Origin of the sequence: uncultured Nevskia sp., assembly GCF_903885465.1 — a bacterium.
In the GTDB taxonomy this organism is placed as follows: Bacteria; Pseudomonadota; Gammaproteobacteria; order Nevskiales; family Nevskiaceae; genus Nevskia.
This window is the reverse complement of sequence record NZ_CAISIQ010000154.1, coordinates 1-16,357: the sequence shown is the minus strand read 5'-3', so window position 1 is coordinate 16,357 and position 16,357 is coordinate 1. Positions and strand designations below refer to the sequence as shown.

General features: G+C 64.8%; 16 protein-coding genes. 11 read left to right on the top strand and 5 right to left on the bottom strand.

Translation table 11 applies throughout. From position 1 onward, the window contains the following. The 5 genes from QZY06_RS05715 to gatC form a co-directional block, all read right to left on the bottom strand. The coding region (locus tag QZY06_RS05715) for an SET domain-containing protein-lysine N-methyltransferase (RefSeq protein WP_295681394.1) at positions 1-388 on the bottom strand (388 nt) is incomplete at its 3' end. Between the two features lie 281 nt (positions 389-669). Continuing rightward, the gene (locus QZY06_RS05710) at positions 670-1,548 is read right to left on the bottom strand and encodes an Hsp33 family molecular chaperone HslO (protein ID WP_295681391.1); all 879 of its coding nucleotides are present in this window, start codon (positions 1,546-1,548) and stop codon (positions 670-672) included. A gap of 1 nt (position 1,549) precedes the next feature. Further along, the gene (gatB, locus tag QZY06_RS05705; protein ID WP_295681389.1) at positions 1,550-2,998 is read right to left on the bottom strand and encodes an Asp-tRNA(Asn)/Glu-tRNA(Gln) amidotransferase subunit GatB; all 1,449 of its coding nucleotides are present in this window, start codon (positions 2,996-2,998) and stop codon (positions 1,550-1,552) included. Continuing rightward, positions 2,995-4,455: an Asp-tRNA(Asn)/Glu-tRNA(Gln) amidotransferase subunit GatA gene (gatA, locus tag QZY06_RS05700; protein ID WP_295681388.1), complete on the bottom strand. Its 1,461-nt coding sequence runs from the start codon at positions 4,453-4,455 to the stop codon at positions 2,995-2,997. Before gatA ends, gatB begins: the two co-directional genes overlap by 4 nt. 106 nt (positions 4,456-4,561) lie before the next feature. Next, positions 4,562-4,849: an Asp-tRNA(Asn)/Glu-tRNA(Gln) amidotransferase subunit GatC gene (gene gatC / locus QZY06_RS05695; RefSeq protein ID WP_295681385.1), complete on the bottom strand. Its 288-nt coding sequence runs from the start codon at positions 4,847-4,849 to the stop codon at positions 4,562-4,564. A gap of 333 nt (positions 4,850-5,182) precedes the next feature. Between gatC and QZY06_RS05690 the strand changes: the two genes are divergently transcribed. The 11 genes from QZY06_RS05690 to QZY06_RS05640 all read left to right on the top strand — a co-directional run bounded on the left by QZY06_RS05690 (position 5,183) and on the right by QZY06_RS05640 (position 16,251). Then, the gene (locus tag QZY06_RS05690) at positions 5,183-6,220 is read left to right on the top strand and encodes a rod shape-determining protein (RefSeq protein ID WP_022978329.1); all 1,038 of its coding nucleotides are present in this window, start codon (positions 5,183-5,185) and stop codon (positions 6,218-6,220) included. Between the two features lie 200 nt (positions 6,221-6,420). After that, on the top strand, positions 6,421-7,365 hold the full coding sequence (gene mreC / locus QZY06_RS05685) for a rod shape-determining protein MreC (protein WP_295681383.1): 945 nt from the start codon (positions 6,421-6,423) through the stop codon (positions 7,363-7,365). Then, positions 7,362-7,853 carry a rod shape-determining protein MreD gene (gene mreD, locus QZY06_RS05680; RefSeq protein ID WP_295681382.1) on the top strand — a complete coding sequence of 164 codons (492 nt, stop codon included), beginning with the start codon at positions 7,362-7,364 and terminating at the stop codon, positions 7,851-7,853. The genes mreC and mreD overlap by 4 nt, the downstream gene beginning before the upstream one ends. Positions 7,854-7,863: 10 nt before the next feature. Continuing rightward, positions 7,864-9,882, top strand: a complete 2,019-nt coding sequence (gene mrdA / locus QZY06_RS05675) for a penicillin-binding protein 2 (RefSeq protein WP_295681379.1) — start codon at positions 7,864-7,866, stop codon at positions 9,880-9,882. Next, positions 9,879-11,009 carry a rod shape-determining protein RodA gene (gene rodA, locus QZY06_RS05670; protein ID WP_295681377.1) on the top strand — a complete coding sequence of 377 codons (1,131 nt, stop codon included), beginning with the start codon at positions 9,879-9,881 and terminating at the stop codon, positions 11,007-11,009. Before mrdA ends, rodA begins: the two co-directional genes overlap by 4 nt. Positions 11,010-11,019: 10 nt before the next feature. Continuing rightward, positions 11,020-12,078, top strand: coding sequence for a lytic murein transglycosylase B (gene mltB / locus QZY06_RS05665; protein ID WP_295681375.1), 1,059 nt, complete (start codon positions 11,020-11,022; stop codon positions 12,076-12,078). Next, complete coding sequence (locus QZY06_RS05660) at positions 12,075-13,067, top strand: septal ring lytic transglycosylase RlpA family protein (RefSeq protein WP_295681372.1); 993 nt, start codon at positions 12,075-12,077, stop codon at positions 13,065-13,067. The genes mltB and QZY06_RS05660 overlap by 4 nt, the downstream gene beginning before the upstream one ends. 122 nt (positions 13,068-13,189) lie before the next feature. Beyond that, positions 13,190-14,359 carry a D-alanyl-D-alanine carboxypeptidase family protein gene (locus QZY06_RS05655; RefSeq protein WP_295681370.1) on the top strand — a complete coding sequence of 390 codons (1,170 nt, stop codon included), beginning with the start codon at positions 13,190-13,192 and terminating at the stop codon, positions 14,357-14,359. A gap of 32 nt (positions 14,360-14,391) precedes the next feature. Then, the gene (locus QZY06_RS05650; RefSeq protein WP_295681368.1) at positions 14,392-14,673 is read left to right on the top strand and encodes a DUF493 domain-containing protein; all 282 of its coding nucleotides are present in this window, start codon (positions 14,392-14,394) and stop codon (positions 14,671-14,673) included. Continuing rightward, a complete protein-coding gene (lipB, locus tag QZY06_RS05645) occupies positions 14,670-15,311 on the top strand; it encodes a lipoyl(octanoyl) transferase LipB (RefSeq protein ID WP_295681367.1) in 642 nt (213 codons plus the stop codon). The genes QZY06_RS05650 and lipB overlap by 4 nt, the downstream gene beginning before the upstream one ends. 121 nt (positions 15,312-15,432) lie before the next feature. Next, complete coding sequence (locus tag QZY06_RS05640) at positions 15,433-16,251, top strand: ABC transporter ATP-binding protein (RefSeq protein ID WP_295681366.1); 819 nt, start codon at positions 15,433-15,435, stop codon at positions 16,249-16,251. Positions 16,252-16,357: the final 106 nt, after the last annotated feature.

Sequence of the window (16,357 nt, the reverse complement as noted above, 5' to 3'; positions counted from 1 at the left end):
GCCCGGTGACCGAATCTCTGAACGGCATCACTTCGCCACTGCCGATCACCAGGCGGTAGTCAACGGTGATTTCGGTGCCAGCCGGCAAGTCACTGCCGGCAAAGATGAAGCCGAGATGCCAGAGCGCGGTCGGTTCGAAGCTGTGGTTGACGTAGCACTCGTCCGACCATTCCGGCGTCAACGAATACCAGCCCTCGAACCAGCGCACGCTGGATTCGGCTTCGATCGAATCGGGCGGGAACTGGCGCAGCTTCGCTTCTGGCCAGACGGTGTGGATGTTGTCCGGCGCGATGATCACCCGGCCTTTCGCGACATCTTCGGCGAGGAACAAACCCTTGCCGGCAAGCGGGATGGCGGAGGCGTCGACGTGGTAATGCGGGACGATCATAAGGGCCTGTTCCCAACCACTTGGGTCGCTGCGTTGCAGGTCCCGAGTAGTCTCACTGGGCCGCCGGGCGAGGCGAGAACCTCAGGCCATAGCCTACCTATGGTCAAGGTTCGCAACGAAGTCCCGGCGGTTTTTTGACCGCAACCCGAAGGGGCGGGGCCATTTCTGCGCATTGCTGCCTCTCTCGTCGCGCCAATGGATCGGCCATTGGCCGCTCCTCGTTCGTTGCACTGCGCAGAAATGACCTCCGCCGCAGCGAGCAAAGTGATTGGGAACAGGCCCTAGTGCTTGAGCTGCGACTGCTCAGTGCCTTCAGCGACGAACAGGGTCGCCGCATCGCTGCGCGAATAGACGTAATCGCGGCCGCAGAATTCGCAGATGATTTCGACCTTGCCCTGCTCGGCAACGATCTTGTCGACTTCGTCGCGGCCCAGCGACAGCAGCAGCAGCGAAATGCCTTCGCGCGAGCAGCGGCAGGCGATATTGACCGGCTGCGCGGCGTGCAGCTGCCAGTCCTCGTTGGCGAACAGGCGGCGCATCAGCGTTTCCGGCTCGGCACTGAGCAACTCGTCGGCGCTCAAGGTGCCGGCGAGGATAGCCAGATGCTCCCAGACTTCCTCGGTCGCCTTGGTGTGTTCCAGCGGCAGGCGTTGCAGCATGAAGCCGGCGATGCGATCGCCGTCCGCGGCCAGCCGCACCAGGGTCGGCAGCTGTTCGCTCTGAGCGAAATAGCCTTCCAGCGATTCGCTGAGGCTGTCGCCATCGATCGGCACCATCGCCTGACGGCTCGGTTGCGCGTCATCGGCAGGCTCCAGCATCAGGGCCAGCACGCCATCGCTGAGCAGCTCGGCATAGCTGCCGTCGATCTGCGGTGCTGCCTTGGCCATCGCGCGGACGGTCAGCGGCGCGCCTTCGCGCTGCACCACTTGGGCGACCAGCAGCTTGATCGCCCGTTCGCCCTGGAATTGCAGATTGATCCGACCTTCGAAGCGGGTATGCGTCGCCAGCAGCGGCATCGCTGCCATCGTCTGAGCGACGAGGCCACGCACCGCCGGATCGTAGGCGCGCATGTCGAGCATCTCGGCAGCGCCGGTATCGATGACCACGAACGCGCCGTGCGCGATGTGGTTATCGAACTTGAATGGAATCAGCAGGTTCATGTCAGCCCGCCAGACGTTCCTTGAGCAGCCGGTTCAGCGCGTCCGGATTGGCCTTGCCCTGCGTCGCCTTCATCGCCTGGCCGACGAAGAAGCCGTACAGCTTGTCCTTGCCGCCGCGGTAATCGGCGAGCTGCTGCGGGTTCTTGGCGATCACGTCATCGATCGCGGCGATGATCGCCGACTCGTCAGTGACCTGAACCAGACCCTTGGCCTTGATGATCTCGTCGGCCGTGCCTTCGCCGGCCACCATCGCCTCGAAGACGTCCTTGGCGATCTTGCCGTTGATGGTCTTGTCGGCGATGCGCTTGAGCAAGGCGGCAAAGGCTTCTGCCGAGATCGGCGATTCCTCGATGCCCTTGCTCATCTTGTTCAGCGCGCCGAGCAGATCGGTGGCCACCCAGTTCGCGCACAGCTTGGCTTCCGCACCAGAAGCGGCTACTACGGCTTCGTAGTAAGCCGCCAGTTCACGCGACGAGGTCAGCGTCTTGGCGTCGTAGTCGGACAGACCGAACTCGGCGACGAAGCGCCCGCGCTTGGCTTCCGGCAGTTCGGGCAGCGACTTGCGGATGGCGTCGATGTAGTCCTCCGTGCAGACCACCGGCAACAAATCCGGATCCGGGAAATAACGGTAATCGTTGGCGTCTTCCTTCGAGCGCATCGCCTTGGTTTCGCCGGTATCCGGATTGAACAGCCGGGTTTCCTGGCGAATGGTGCCGCCGGCCTCGATCACCTCGATCTGGCGCTCGATCTCGTACTCGATCGCTTTCTCGACATAGCGGAACGAGTTGACGTTCTTGGTCTCGGTGCGGGTGCCGAACTTCGGCGCACCAATTTTCCTCACAGAGACGTTGGCATCGCAGCGGAACGAACCTTCCTGCATGTTGCCGTCGCAGATGCCGAGGTAGACCACCAGCTGGTGCAGCTTCTTCAGATAGGCGACCGCTTCCTGCGCAGTGCGCAGGTCCGGCTCGGAAACGATTTCGATCAGCGGCGTGCCGGCGCGGTTGAGATCGATGCCCGACGACTTCTGGAAGCCTTCATGCACGGACTTGCCGGCGTCCTCTTCCAGATGCGCGCGGGTGATGCCGATGCGCTTGGTCGAGCCGTCTTCCAGCTCGATGTCGAGCAGGCCTTCGTAAACGATCGGCAGCTCGTACTGCGAAATCTGATAGCCCTTCGGCAGATCCGGATAGAAGTAGTGCTTGCGCGCGAACACGCTGCGATCGGCGATCTTGGCGCCGACCGACAGGCCAAACGTCACCGCTTTCTTGACCGCGTCGACATTCAGCACCGGCAGCATGCCCGGCATGCCGAGGTCTATCGGCGAAGCCTGGCTGTTCGGCTCCGCGCCGTAGGCGATCGCCGAGCCAGAGAAAATCTTCGACTGGGTCGACAGCTGGCAGTGCACTTCAAGGCCGATGACGGCTTCCCAACCGGCGGGGATGATCATGACGCGTACTCCGTCGGCCACTTCGTGTGGAAGTCGGTCGCCTGCTGGTACTGATGCGCGACGTTCAACATGCGCGCCTCGGCGAAGAAGTTGCCCATCAGCTGGAAACCGGTCGGCAGACCGTCGACGAAACCGCAAGGCAAGCTCATCGCCGGAATTCCGGCCAGATTGGCGGCGATCGTGTAGATGTCGTTCAGATACATGGCGACCGGGTCGTCGCTGTTGTGGCCAAACTTGAAGGCGACGTCGGTCGCGGTCGGGCTCAGCACCAGGTCGATGCCGTCGGCGAAGGCGCGCTTGAAGTCGTCGTAGATCAGCCGGCGGACTTTCTGGGCCTGCAGGTAGTAGGCGTCGTAGTAGCCATGGCTCAGCACATAGGTGCCGATCATGATGCGGCGCTGCACTTCGGCACCGAAGCCTTCGCCGCGGCTGCGCTTGTAGAGTTCCTCGAGTGACTTCGCACCCTCGGCGCGATGGCCGTAACGCACGCCGTCGAAGCGGGCGAGATTCGAGCTGGCTTCGGCCGGGGCGACGACGTAATAGGTCGGCACGCTGAGCGGCGAATTCGGCAGCGAGATTTCCTTGAAGTTGGCGCCCAGCTTGGTCAGCGTGGCAATCGCCTGCTCGATCCGCTCGCGGACACCGGCCGACATGCCATCGGCGAAATATTCCTTCGGCAGGCCGATGGTCAGGCCACGGATGCTGGTGTTCAGGCCGGTCACCAGGTCATCGACCGGGCGCTCGACGCTGGTCGAATCCTTGGCATCGAAGCCGGACATCGCCTGCAGCACGTGGGCGGCATCTTCGGCCGAGCGGGCGACGACGCCAGCCTGATCGAGGCTCGATGCGAACGCGATCATGCCGTAGCGCGACACCCGGCCGTAGGTCGGCTTGATGCCGGTCAGATTGGTCAACGCGGCAGGCTGGCGAATCGAACCGCCGGTGTCGGTTGCGGTAGCAACTGGCGCCAGACCGGCGGCGACACAGGCGACCGAACCACCGGACGAACCGCCCGGCACGCGGGTCTTGTCCCAGGGGTTGCAGACCGGGCCGTAGAACGAGGTTTCGTTCGACGAGCCCATCGCGAACTCGTCCATGTTCAGCTTGCCCAGCATGACCATGCCGGCGGCATCAAGCTTCTCGACGATGGTCGCGTCGTACGGCGCGATGAAGGTATCGAGCATCTTCGAGCCGCAGGCGGTACGCACGCCCTGGGTGCAGAAGATGTCCTTCTGGCCGATCGGGATGCCGGTCAGCAGACCGGCGTTACCGGCGGCGAGCTCGGCATCGGCGGCATCGGCCTGCTTCAGCGCGCGCTCGGCGGTGATCGTCACGTAGGAGTTCAGCGCGCCGTCATGGGCGTCGATGCGCTTGAGGAAATGCTGGGTCAGCTCGCGCGACGAGAATTTCTTCCCGCGCAAGCCGGCAGCGAGTTCGGCAATGGAATGTTTATGCATGGGTTCTTGGTGATTCCGGGGTTTCCCGGCAGGTTGAGCGACGCGACAGCGTTCGCTCGAACCCGCCGACTTATCGCGACGCAGCTACACCGCGTTGCAACAAGGCTTACTCGATGACTTTCGGGACCAGATACAGACCATCCTGGGTTTCCGGGGCGATCGCCTGATAGTCGTCGCGGCGATCGGTTTCGCTGATCGTGTCCGGCCGCAGCCGCTGCACCATGTCCAGCGGGTGCGCCATCGGCGAGACATTGGCGGTGTCGACCGACGACAGGCGATCGACCATTTCCAGAATGTTCGACAGTTGTCGCGCGTACGGCTCAACCTGCTCTGGATTCAGCTGCAGGCGCGCCAACTGGGCGACCTGGCGGATTTGTTCGGGGCTCAGACTCATGCGGGACTCGTGCGGATGGGGAGCGCATCGGCGCTGAAGTTTTCCGCAGCGACGTTGCGGAAGAACCGGAAAACCCCGGGAAACCTCCAGCAAACTGGTAGTCGCGACGGGGGTTTCAAGGCTGGCGCGATGATAAACGATCACGGGCCGGCCTCCCCGGCAAAAAATTCGCTGGTCAAGGCTGCGGCGACCGCCTCGGGCCGCAGCGCAACATGCGCGGCAGGGCTTCAGGTATATTTCTGCCCAAATCAGCGTCGGTCGCCTCTCTTTGTGACCGCCGCTTCCCGCCGGTTCAGCTAGCGCCCCCTCAAGCCCAGCCCTTCGATAATCGCGATGTTCGACGCCGTCCGCCGCCTGTTTGTCAACGACCTTTCCATCGATCTCGGCACCGCCAACACGCTGATCTATGTGCGTGATGAGGGCATCGTTCTGAACGAGCCATCAGTCGTCGCAATCCGCCTCGATTCCCGCGGCGCGAAAAAGATCGAAGCGGTCGGCATCGATGCCAAGCGCATGCTCGGCCGCACGCCGACCAATATCTCGACGATCCGTCCGCTGCGTGATGGCGTGATCGCCGACTACACCGTGACGGAGAAGATGCTGCAGCACTTCATCCGCAAGGTGCAGAAGGGCCGCGTGATGCGCCCGATGACCCGCGTCGTAGTTTGCGTTCCCTATGGCTCGACCCAGGTCGAACGCCGGGCGATCAAGGAATCGGTCGAGAACGCCGGTGCCCGCAAGGTCTACGTGATCGAGGAACCGATTGCCGCAGCGCTCGGCGCCGGCATCCCGATTTCCGAAGCGCGCGGCTCGATGGTCGTCGACATCGGCGGCGGCACCTCGGAAGTGGCGGTGATCTCGTTGAACGGCATCGTCTATGCCGAATCGGTGCGCATCGGCGGTGACCGCTTCGATGAAGCGATCGTTTCCTACGTACGCCGCCAGTACAACATGCTGATCGGCGAAGCCACGGCCGAGCGCATCAAGCAGGAAATCGGCACCGCGTTCCCGGGCACCGAAGTGCAGGAAATCGACATCGTCGGCCGCCATCTGGCCGCCGGCGTGCCGCGCAACTTCACGATGAATTCCAACGAAATCCTTGACGCGCTGCAGGAGCCGCTGGCCGGCATCGTCAAGGCAGTCAAGCAGGCGCTCGAGCGCACGCCGCCGGAACTGGGTTCCGACGTTGCCGAGCGCGGCATCGTGCTGACCGGTGGTGGCGCGCTGCTGCGCGATCTCGACAAGCTGATCTCGGAAGAAACCGGCCTGCCGGTGATCATCGCCGACGACCCGCTGACCTGCGTGGCCCGTGGTGGTGGCATGCTGCTCGACATGCTCGACCAGAAGGGCGACATCTACCTGATCGACTGAGTCGATTGGATTGCACGCTGATGGATAAGCCCCGGCCCCGTCCGGGGCTTTTTCGTCGGGGCGGCCGAAGACCAGGCCAAAAGCCCGGTTTTCTGAGTAAAGACAGTGAAAAGCGGTTGTCGCCCCGGCGCTTGCACCCTATTCTTCCGCGATTCCCGCACCCGGTGCGGACGACGCCCCGCTGAACCTGCGCCCGGCCCTTGAACACCACGCTTAGCGACTCCTCGCGCAACTCCCAAGCTTCGCGCGGCTCCATGCTGGGGCTGAAGGCGGCGCTGTTCGTCACGCTGTCGATCACCTTGATGGTGGCCGAGAACCGTGGCGCAAAAGTCGAGCCGCTGCGCCAATGGCTGTCCTGGGCGCTGACGCCGGTGATGTGGCTGGCGGCCTCGCCGGCCAATGTCTCGAACAGCGTCGACTACTTCCATTCCCGGGAAACGCTGCGCGACGAGAACCGCGAACTGCGTGATCGCCTGCTGCAGCAGGATGCGCGGCTGCTGCGTCTGGCGTCGCTGGAAGCCGAGAATGTGCGCATCCGCGAGTTGCTGGCCTCGTCCAGCGCGCTGCAGGACCGGGTGCTGATCGCCGAGATTCTCGCCACCAGCCAGGATCCTTACCGGCATCAGATCGTGCTCAACAAGGGCGGCAAGGACAGCGTCTATCGCGGTCAGGCCGTGCTCGATGCCTACGGAATCATGGGCCAGGTGGTGCAGGTCAACCAGGGTTCGTCGGTGGCGCTGCTGATCTCCGATCCCGATCACGGCATTCCGGTGGAGATCAACCGCACCGGCCTGCAGACGATCGCGCTCGGCCGCGGTGATGGCCATGGCCTGTCGCTGCCCTATCTGCCCGGCAATGCCGATGTGAAGGTCGGCGATCTGCTGGTCTCGTCCGGGCTCGGCGGCCGCTTTCCAGCCGGCTATCCGGTCGGTGAAATCCACGAACTGCGCCATGCCGGCGGCGAGAGCTTCATGGAAGCGATCGCCTATCCGAAAGCCCATCTGAATCAGGGCCGCCAGGCGCTGCTGGTGTGGAGCGAGCGAGCGCTGCCGTCCTCGGCGCCGGGTGAAGAAGCGGTGCACGTCCCAATCGATCTTCCCGCCAAACCGCCGGCGAAGGCGCCGAAACAGGCGGTGGTGCCATGAACGGCACGCTGGTGTTCCTCGGCAGCCTGCTGCTGGCGCTGATGCTGCAGATCGTCCAGTTGCCGGAGTGGGCGGCCATGGCTCGGCCCGCCTGGCCGTTGCTGGTGATCGGCTTCTGGGCGCTGTACGCGCCGACCTCGCCAGCCATCGCCGCTGCCTGGGTGCTGGGCCTGTGCTGCGATGTGCTGCTCAATGCCGCGCTCGGCCAGCACGCGCTGGGGCTGGTGGTGGTGGCGTTCGTGATTCGCCGGCTGCGCGGCACCCTGATCCTGTTTTCATCCTGGCAGGTGGCGCTGGCACTGGCGCCGGTCTGGGCGCTGTACATCTTCCTGATGTTCTGGATCGACGGTCTGGCCCGGCACGCGGCCGACGTCAACCTGCGCTGGCTGCCGATCCTGTCGACGACCCTGATCTGGCCGCTGTCCGCCAGCCTGCTCGATTCGATCCTCAGCCGGCGCGCGCGACGCAACCGCATGCGGCTGCCATGAGTGCCCCGCTGTGAATTCACCGGGCTCATCGCGCAGCGGTTTCGACGCGATCAAGAACCTCTACGAAGAAAAGCGCACCTTCACCGGCCGCGTCGTCTTTGCCGCGGTGCTGTGTCTGCTGATGATCGGCATGCTGGCCGCGCGCCTGATCGATCTGCAGCTGGTCCGCCACGATTACTACTCGACGCGAGCCGACGACAACCGCATGCGGCTGACGCCGATCGCGCCGGTCAGAGGCCTGATCTACGACCGCAACGGTGCGCTGCTGGCGAAGAACCTGCCGAGCTTCGTGCTCGACATCACGCCCGAACGCGTCCGCAATCTGAACGACACGCTGGAACGCCTGAAGGCCTATGTGCGCCTCACCGATCAGGACATCGCCCGCTTCCGCGAGCGCATGCGCAAGGGGCCGCGCTATCGCAGCGTCACCCTGCGCTCGAACCTGACGCCGGAGGAAGTGGCGCGCTACCAGCTCAACCGCTTCGACTTCGAAGGTGTGGAAGTCAACGCCGGCCTGGTCCGCGACTACCCGCTCGGCGAAAGCGCGGCGCACATCATCGGCTACGTCGGCGGCATCAGCGAAGCCGATTACGCCAGGCTCGAAGCCGCCGATTACGAAGGCTTGTCGCAGATCGGCAAGTCCGGTGTCGAGCGCAGCCACGAAGACCTGCTGCGCGGCACGCCAGGCACCAAGATCGTCGAAGCCAATGCCGCTGGCCGGCCACTGCGCGAACTCGAATCGCGGCCCGGCAGCTCCGGCCAGAACCTGTACATGAGCCTCGACTCCCAGCTACAGCTGGTGGCCGAAAAAGCGCTTGGGGATCTCGATGGCGCGGTGGTCGCGATCGACCCGCGCAATGGCGAAATCCTGGCTTTGGTCTCGAAGCCCGGCTACGACCCGAAGCTGTTCGTCGAAGGCATCGACGCCGCCAGCTACCGCGGTCTGCTCGAAGACAAGAGCCGGCCGTTGTACAACCGCGCGCTGCTCGGCACCTATCCGCCGGGATCGACGATCAAGCCGTTCATGGCCACCGCGGCGCTGAACTTCAAGACCGTGACGCCGGATACCGGCATCTACTGCTCGGGCTCGATGACCCTGCCCGGCAGCTCGCGCAAGTACCGCTGCCACAAGCGCCAGGGCCACGGCATGGTCAATCTCGACAGCGCCATCGCCAAGTCCTGCGACATCTATTTCTATCAGGCGGCGATGAATCTCGGCATCGATCGCATCGATGAAATCCTCGGCCAGTTCGGTTTCGGCAAACCGACCGGCATCGACGTGCCGAACGAGAAAGGCGGCCTGCTGCCGTCGAAGGAATGGAAGCGCCGCGTCTACAAGCAGGTCTGGTTTCCGGGTGAAACCCTGAGCCTCGGCATCGGTCAGGGCTATCTGACCACCACGCCGCTGCAGCTCGCCCAGGGCACCGCCCGCCTGGCGATGCGCGGCCTCGGCTTCAAGCCGCATGTGCTGCATGCGATCGCCGATCCGGCCACCGGTGCCATTGCCGGCGTGGCGCCCGAACCACTGCCGCCGTTGACCGGTCAGAGTGCCGAACTTCAGGAGCGGGTAATCCATTCGATGCAGCTGGTGACCATGTTTCCGGGCGGCACCGCCTACCGCGCGTTCAAGGATGCGCCGTACAGCTCGGCCGGCAAGACTGGCACCGCGCAGGTGGTCGGCCTGAAGCAGGAGGAAACGGTGGCACCGACCTTCGACTCGACGCCCAAGCATCTGCGCGATCACGCGCTGTTCATTGCCTTCGCGCCGGTCGATGCACCGCGTATCGCCATTGCCGTGATCGCCGAACACGCCGGTCACGGTGGCTCGGTGGCGGCACCGGTCGCCCGCCAGATCATGGATCAGTACCTGCTCGGCAAGGTGCTGTACAACGAAGATCCTGCCGGTGCCGCCGCGGCCGCTGCGGCCGCCGCTGCAGCCGACCCGGCGCTGGAAGCCGAGGAAGGCGTGCCGGCCGACGACGAAGAGCCGCCTCCTGCCACCCCACCGCCGGCGGCGACTCCGCGATGAATACCTCCGTCATCAGCCGCGCCCCGAACCAGTCGGTCAGCCTTGCCGACCGGCTGATCCGCGTGCACATCGATCTGTGGCTGATGCTGTTGCTACTGGTGCTCGGCGTGGTCGGCCTGCTGGTGCAGTACTCGGCCAGCGGCCATTCGATGGCGGTGGTGCTCAATCAGGCGGAACGCCTGGGAATCGGCTTCGCGGTGATGGTCGTCGCGGCCCAGGCACCGCCGGAGTTCTATCGAGCAGCAGCGCCGTGGCTGTACGGCTTCGGCGTGGTGATGCTGGTGGCAGTGCTGGTGCTCGGCGATCACGCCAAGGGCGCGCAGCGCTGGCTCGATCTCGGCGTGCTGCGCTTCCAGCCGTCGGAAATCCTCAAGCTGGCGATGCCGATGGCGGTGGCCGCCTGGCTGCATACACGGCAGCTTCCGCCGAAGATTTCGACCATCCTGATCACCCTGGCGATCATCGGCGGGCCAACCGTGCTGATCGCCATGCAGCCCGATCTCGGTACCGCGATGCTGGTGCTGGCCGCCGGCGTGCTGGCGCTGTATTTCGGTGGCCTCGGCATCCGCTGGATCCTGATGGTGATCGCGGCGATGGCCGCCGCCGCGCCGCTGCTGTGGCTGAAGCTGCACGATTATCAGAAGAATCGCGTGCTGACCTTTCTCGATCCGGAACGCGATCCGCTCGGCACCGGCTATCACATCACTCAGTCGAAGATCGCGATCGGCTCCGGTGGCCTGTTCGGCAAGGGCTGGCTGGCCGGCACCCAGGCGAAGCTCGATTTCCTGCCGGAATCGCATACCGATTTCATCTTCGCGGTCTATTCCGAAGAACTCGGCCTGCTCGGCGAAGCGGTGCTGATGGCCCTCTACGCCGCGATCGTCGGCCGCGGCCTGTACATCGCGCTCCGTGGTCAGGACAGCTTCCAGCGTCTGCTCGCCGGCTCGCTGGCGATGACCTTTTTCGTCTACGTGTTCATCAACATGGGCATGGTTATCGGCCTGCTGCCGGTGGTCGGTGTGCCGCTGCCGCTGGTGAGCTTCGGCGGCACTTCGGCGGTTACCCTGCTGGCCGGCTTCGGCATGCTGATGTCGGTCTACACGCACCGCAAACTGTTATCCAACTGAGGAGCCCTTGATGCAGACACGACTCCTCCCCCGCGCCCTGCTGGGCCTGCTGCTCGCAACCACCGCCAACGCGCCGGTCATTGCCGACTACGCCCATCACCCGAAAACCCCGCTGCTGTTGAAGACGCTGCACGACGATTACGGTTTTTCCGCCGAAGATCTCGACGTGGTCAAGGCCGCGCTCGACGACGCCAAGAAGCTGCCGAAGCTGATCGAGAAAGAGGTCAACAACAAGGAAGCCGGCGGCCCGAAACCCGAGGACCAGCCGAACTACCTGCCGGACTGGAACGCCTACCAGCCGATCCACGTCAACGCTCGCAACATCGCCAACGGCGTGCGCTACCTGCGCGACAACGCCGAGTGGTTCGCCCGCGCCGAAGCCGAGTTCGGCGTGCCGCCGACGGTGGTCGCCGCGATCATGGGCGTGGAAACCAAGTACGGCACCTATTCCGGCAAGTACCGGGTGCTCGATGCACTGGCGACCCAGGGCTTCGATCATCCGCGCCGTGCGCCGTTCTTCTTTTCCGAGCTGACAGAATTCTTCGCCTTTGCCCGCGATGCCAGCCGCAAGCCGACCGAGCTGCTCGGCTCCTACGCCGGGGCGATGGGCTACGCGCAGTTCATGCCCAGCAACTACCGCTGGCTGGCGCTGGACTACGACAACGACGGCAAGCGCGATCTCTGGAGCGCTCCGGACGCGATCGGCAGCATCGCCCACTACCTGACCCGCTACGACCCGAAGCGCGCCTGGCGTCGCGGCGAACCGCTGGTGGTGCCGGCCACTGCGGACAGCGCGCCGGCCGAAGGCTTCCCGCGCAACGGCAAGTTCGCCGATCAGACCATCGCCAGCTTGCGCGCTGCCGGCGTGCAGGCAGCGATCGCCCTGCCGGACGAGACGCCGGTCGGCCTGGTGCAGCTACGCCGTGGCCAGATCACCGAATACTGGGTGGCGCTGCCGAATTTCTATGCGATCCAGACGTACAACCCAAGAATCTTCTACGCGATGGCCGTCACCCAGCTGGCCAACGCGCTGGCCGATGCGCAAGCCGCCGAGCACGCGGCGAGATGAGGGTCTGGAAGGCGCTGGTCAGCGCGTCCGTCTTGCTGCTGGCCGCCTGCGCCACTGAGGCGCCGCGCCGCTATCCGGCTCCAGAACCTGCGCCCAGCCCCAATTCCAGCCGCGCGCCGCGTACGACGCCCCAGAAGACGCCAGGCCGGACGACCCCGGCATTGCCGCCGGCACCGGCCGGCGAGAAGGATCGACCGCCATCCGCGAACGAGATTCCGGCCAATGTCGGCGATATTCCCGATGCCGTGCCGGAGTCGGTCGAGAAGAGCCGCTACGGCAATCCCGAGTCCTACGAGGTTTTCGGCGTCCATTACGACGTGCTGCAGGACGCCGCCGGCTTCAAGGAACGCGGCCACGCCTCCTGGTACGGCAAGAAATTCCACGGCCGGCGCACGTCCAGCGGCGAGACCTACGACATGTTCGCGATGAGCGGCGCGCACAAGACGCTGCCGATTCCGACCTATGCGCGGATCACCAATCTGTCGAACGGCAAGAGCGTGGTCGTCCGCATCAATGATCGCGGGCCGTTCCACTCCGGCCGCATCGTCGATCTGAGCTACTCCGCCGCGCACCGCATCGGCATCATCGGCGACGGTTCCGCCGAGGTGGAACTGGAAGTGGTCGACGCCACCGGCCGCACCTTGGTCGCGGCCAGTCCGCCGGCTGCGTCGGTGCCGGCAGCGAAGCCGGCCGTGGTCGCCGAAGTGAAGCCGCTGCCGCCCGGCCCGCCGATCGCGCTGCAGGTGGCCCGCAAGATCCAGCCGCGTTTCCTGCAGGCCGGTTCGTTCAGCGATTCACGCAATGCGGCGACGTTCCGCGAGCATCTGGCAATCGCCGGCATCAAGCCACTGTTGATGAAAAGCGAGACCCGCAACGGCCAGTGGCTGTACCGCGTGCTGGTCGGCCCGTTTGCCGATGCGGCGGCGCTGGAAGCCATGCGCCGCAAGCTCGCCGACGGCGAGACCCGCACCATCCCGGTCAGCGAATGAGCCGATCACCGATGCTGCGCTGCGTCATCGAACCTGCTGCGCTACCATTTCGCCGCTCGGGCAAGCACCCGTCCGAGCCCGTTTCTCCTGTTGTTTTGCCACTGTCAGCTCGAATTCCCCGGATGAACCTCCCGTTCCGCTTTGCCCGCAATCTGCTTCTGATCGCCACGACCGCCATCGCCGCTGCCGCGCCCGCCCGCGCGGTCACCATCCCGGAAGCTCCGGCGATCGAGGCGAAGGCCTACGCGCTGCTCGATTTCGACAGCGGCGAATTGCTGGCCGGCAATAATCCGGATGCCAGGGTCGAGCCGGCGTCGATCACCAAGGTGCTGACCACCTATGTCGCCTTCGACGAAATCCGCAAGGGCCGTCTGAAGCTCGACGACACCGCGCTGATCAGCGAAAAAGCCTGGCGCCAGGGCAAGGATTCCAGCGAATCGCGGATGTTCCTGACCCTCGGCAGCCGGGTGAAGATCGAGGATCTGCTCCGCGGCATCATCATCGTCTCCGGCAACGATGCCTCGATCGCGCTCGCCGAACATCTGGCCGGCAGCGAAGAAGCCTTCGCCGATCTGATGAACGCCGCCGCCAAGAAGCTCGGCATGACCAACAGCCATTTCGTCGACGCCAGCGGCCTGCCGGACCCGGAGCACTACACCACCGCGCGTGACCTGGCGATCCTCGGCCGTGCGCTCATCAAGGAGTTTCCCGAGTACTACAAGATGTACTCGGAACGCTCGTTCAAGTACGGCATCGATCACCCCCAGGAAAACCGCAACGGCCTGCTGATCAAGGACCCGAGTGTCGACGGCATCAAGACCGGCCACACCAGCGCCGCCGGCTACTGCCTGCTGACCTCGGCGAGCCGCGATGGCCGCCGCCTGATTTCCGCGGTGATGGGTGCCCAGACCTGGGCTTATCGCGAACAAGCCAGCCTGGAACTGCTGAACTGGGGCTTCCGCTTCTACGAAACCGCCAGCCTGTTCGGCCCGGCTGCGGCCGTCGGCACGATCAAGGTCTACAAGGGCGCCGCCAGCGAAGTGCAGGTCGGCACCCTGGAACCGGTGCGCCTGACCTTCCCGCGCGGCTCGAAGGAAACGATGCAGGTGCAGAACGAGCTGTCGCCGCGCGCGATCGCCCCGATCGCCCCCGGCACGGTGCTCGGCAAGGCGACGATCAGCGTCGACGGCAAAGTGCTGAAGACTGTCGATCTGGTCGCGCTGACCGAAGTCCAGAGCGGCGGTTTCTGGCGCCGCCTGATCGACCAGATCAAGCTCTGGATCGGTTTCTGAGCCCCGCCCGACCCACTGCCTGACCGACGCCCATGAGTGACGACGAAGCCACCAAGACACCCGCAGGGCTCACCTATCCCTGCGAGTTTCCGCTGAAGATCTTCATCCGCCCGGATGAAGAAACGGCGACGCGGATCACCGAAGTGGTGCGGACCCTGCTTGCGCCAGGTGCCGAAATCACCACCGCGCGCCGCTTGTCCAGCGGCGGCAAGTATCTGGGCTTGACTCTGAACTTCACCGCCGAAGACGCCGAACAGCTCGACCGCGTGATCAAGGCGGTGACCGGCGATCCGGGCGTGATCCTGGCGCTGTGAACACCATCGTCGTCCGGTCACTCGGCCGGCGCGACTACGGCTCGGTCTATGACGAGATGCGCGCCTTCACCGCGGCGCGCACCGCGGAAACGCTGGACGAGCTTTGGCTGGTCGAGCATCCGCCGGTGTTCACCCAGGGCCAGGCCGGCAAGCCCGAGCATCTGCTGAACCCCGGCGACATTCCGGTGGTGCAGAGCAATCGCGGCGGCCAGGTCACTTATCACGGGCCCGGCCAGGTGGTGATCTATGTGCTGGTCGACATCGCCCGGCGCGGTTACGGCATCCGCTCGCTGGTGACCCGGCTGGAGAACGCGATGATCGCCACGCTGGCCCGCTACGGCATCACGGCGGCGGCGCGGGCTGATGCGCCGGGCGTCTATGTCAGTGGCCTGTTCGATGACGGCCTGGGCCCGCGCTCCAGCAGCCGGAAAATCGGCAGCCTCGGTCTGCGCATCAGCCGCGGCTGCAGCTATCACGGCCTGTCGCTGAACGTGGCGATGGATCTGGCGCCGTTCGCACGCATTAATCCCTGTGGCCTGCTCGACATGCGCATGACCCAGGTTTCCGAGCTCGGCGGGCCGGCCGATTGCTCGCGCGTCGAAACCGATCTGATTGCTGCGCTTCGCGCGCAGCTCTGACTCTGCAGCAATAGCGGGCGGACGCTTCGCGGGGAACCAATCGCGGCGCTGGGCCTCCAAGGCGGGAGTCATCGCGTATAGTTTCAAGTCTGCTTCAGCCCTCCCTCAATAGCTCGTTTCGATGAACCCGGATACCTCCGACACGCTGGTTCGCGTTCGATCACTGCGTTTTGCGTTTGGTCCGCGCGTGATCTACGACGGCATCGATATCGACATCGTGCGCGGCAAGGTCACGGCCATCCTCGGCCCGAGCGGCACCGGCAAGACCACTTTGCTGCGCCTGATCGGCGGCCAGTGGAAGCCTTCGTCGGGCAGCATCGAGTTCGACGGCATCAACGTCCACGCCCAGTCGCGCAGCGAGTTGTTCGAGCTGCGCAAGCGCATGGGCCTGTTGTTCCAGAGCGGCGCGCTGCTGACTGATCTCACGGTGTTCGAGAACGTCGCCTTTCCGCTGCGCGAGCACACCAAGCTGCCGGAATCGATGATTCGCGATCTGGTGCTGATGAAGCTGGAAGCCGTGGGTCTCAGAGGCGCTGCGGCGCTGTATCCCGAACAGATTTCCGGCGGCATGGCGCGCCGCGTGGCGCTGGCCCGCGCGATCGCGCTGGAGCCGGACATGATCATGTATGACGAACCCTTCACCGGCCAGGACCCGATTTCGATGGGCGTGCTGGTCCGCCTGATCCGAGGCCTGAACCAGGCGCTTGGGCTGACTTCGGTGATCGTCACTCATGACGTTGAAGACGTGCTGAAGATCGCCGATTACGTGTATGTGATCTCCGGCGGCAAGGTGCTAGATCACGGCACGCCGGATGAAATCCGCAACTCGAAATCGGCCCTGGTGAGCCAGTTCCTGAACGGTGAAGCGGACGGCCCGGTCTCGTTCCACTACAAGGCGGCAACGACCTATGAGCAGGATCTGATGGCGGGGCGCGCATGAATTTTCTGACCCCAGCCACCGAGGGACTGCGCGGCCTCGGCCGGGCCACTCTGTTTCTGCTGACCATCCTCGCGGCCATCCCTGGCGCGCTGCTGCGGCCCCGGCT

Bases quoted from the DNA above. Each gene is read 5' to 3' on its own strand.
- QZY06_RS05710 (WP_295681391.1), bottom strand. From the start codon at position 1,548: ATGAACCTGCTGATTCCATTCAAGTTCGATAACCACATCGCGCACGGC.
- gatB (WP_295681389.1), bottom strand. From the start codon at position 2,998: ATGATCATCCCCGCCGGTTGGGAAGCCGTCATCGGCCTTGAAGTGCAC.
- gatA (WP_295681388.1), bottom strand. From the start codon at position 4,455: ATGCATAAACATTCCATTGCCGAACTCGCTGCCGGCTTGCGCGGGAAG.
- gatC (WP_295681385.1), bottom strand. From the start codon at position 4,849: ATGAGTCTGAGCCCCGAACAAATCCGCCAGGTCGCCCAGTTGGCGCGC.
- QZY06_RS05690 (WP_022978329.1), top strand. From the start codon at position 5,183: ATGTTCGACGCCGTCCGCCGCCTGTTTGTCAACGACCTTTCCATCGAT.
- mreD (WP_295681382.1), top strand. From the start codon at position 7,362: ATGAACGGCACGCTGGTGTTCCTCGGCAGCCTGCTGCTGGCGCTGATG.
- rodA (WP_295681377.1), top strand. From the start codon at position 9,879: ATGAATACCTCCGTCATCAGCCGCGCCCCGAACCAGTCGGTCAGCCTT.
- mltB (WP_295681375.1), top strand. From the start codon at position 11,020: ATGCAGACACGACTCCTCCCCCGCGCCCTGCTGGGCCTGCTGCTCGCA.
- QZY06_RS05660 (WP_295681372.1), top strand. From the start codon at position 12,075: ATGAGGGTCTGGAAGGCGCTGGTCAGCGCGTCCGTCTTGCTGCTGGCC.
- QZY06_RS05655 (WP_295681370.1), top strand. From the start codon at position 13,190: ATGAACCTCCCGTTCCGCTTTGCCCGCAATCTGCTTCTGATCGCCACG.
- QZY06_RS05650 (WP_295681368.1), top strand. From the start codon at position 14,392: ATGAGTGACGACGAAGCCACCAAGACACCCGCAGGGCTCACCTATCCC.
- QZY06_RS05640 (WP_295681366.1), top strand. From the start codon at position 15,433: ATGAACCCGGATACCTCCGACACGCTGGTTCGCGTTCGATCACTGCGT.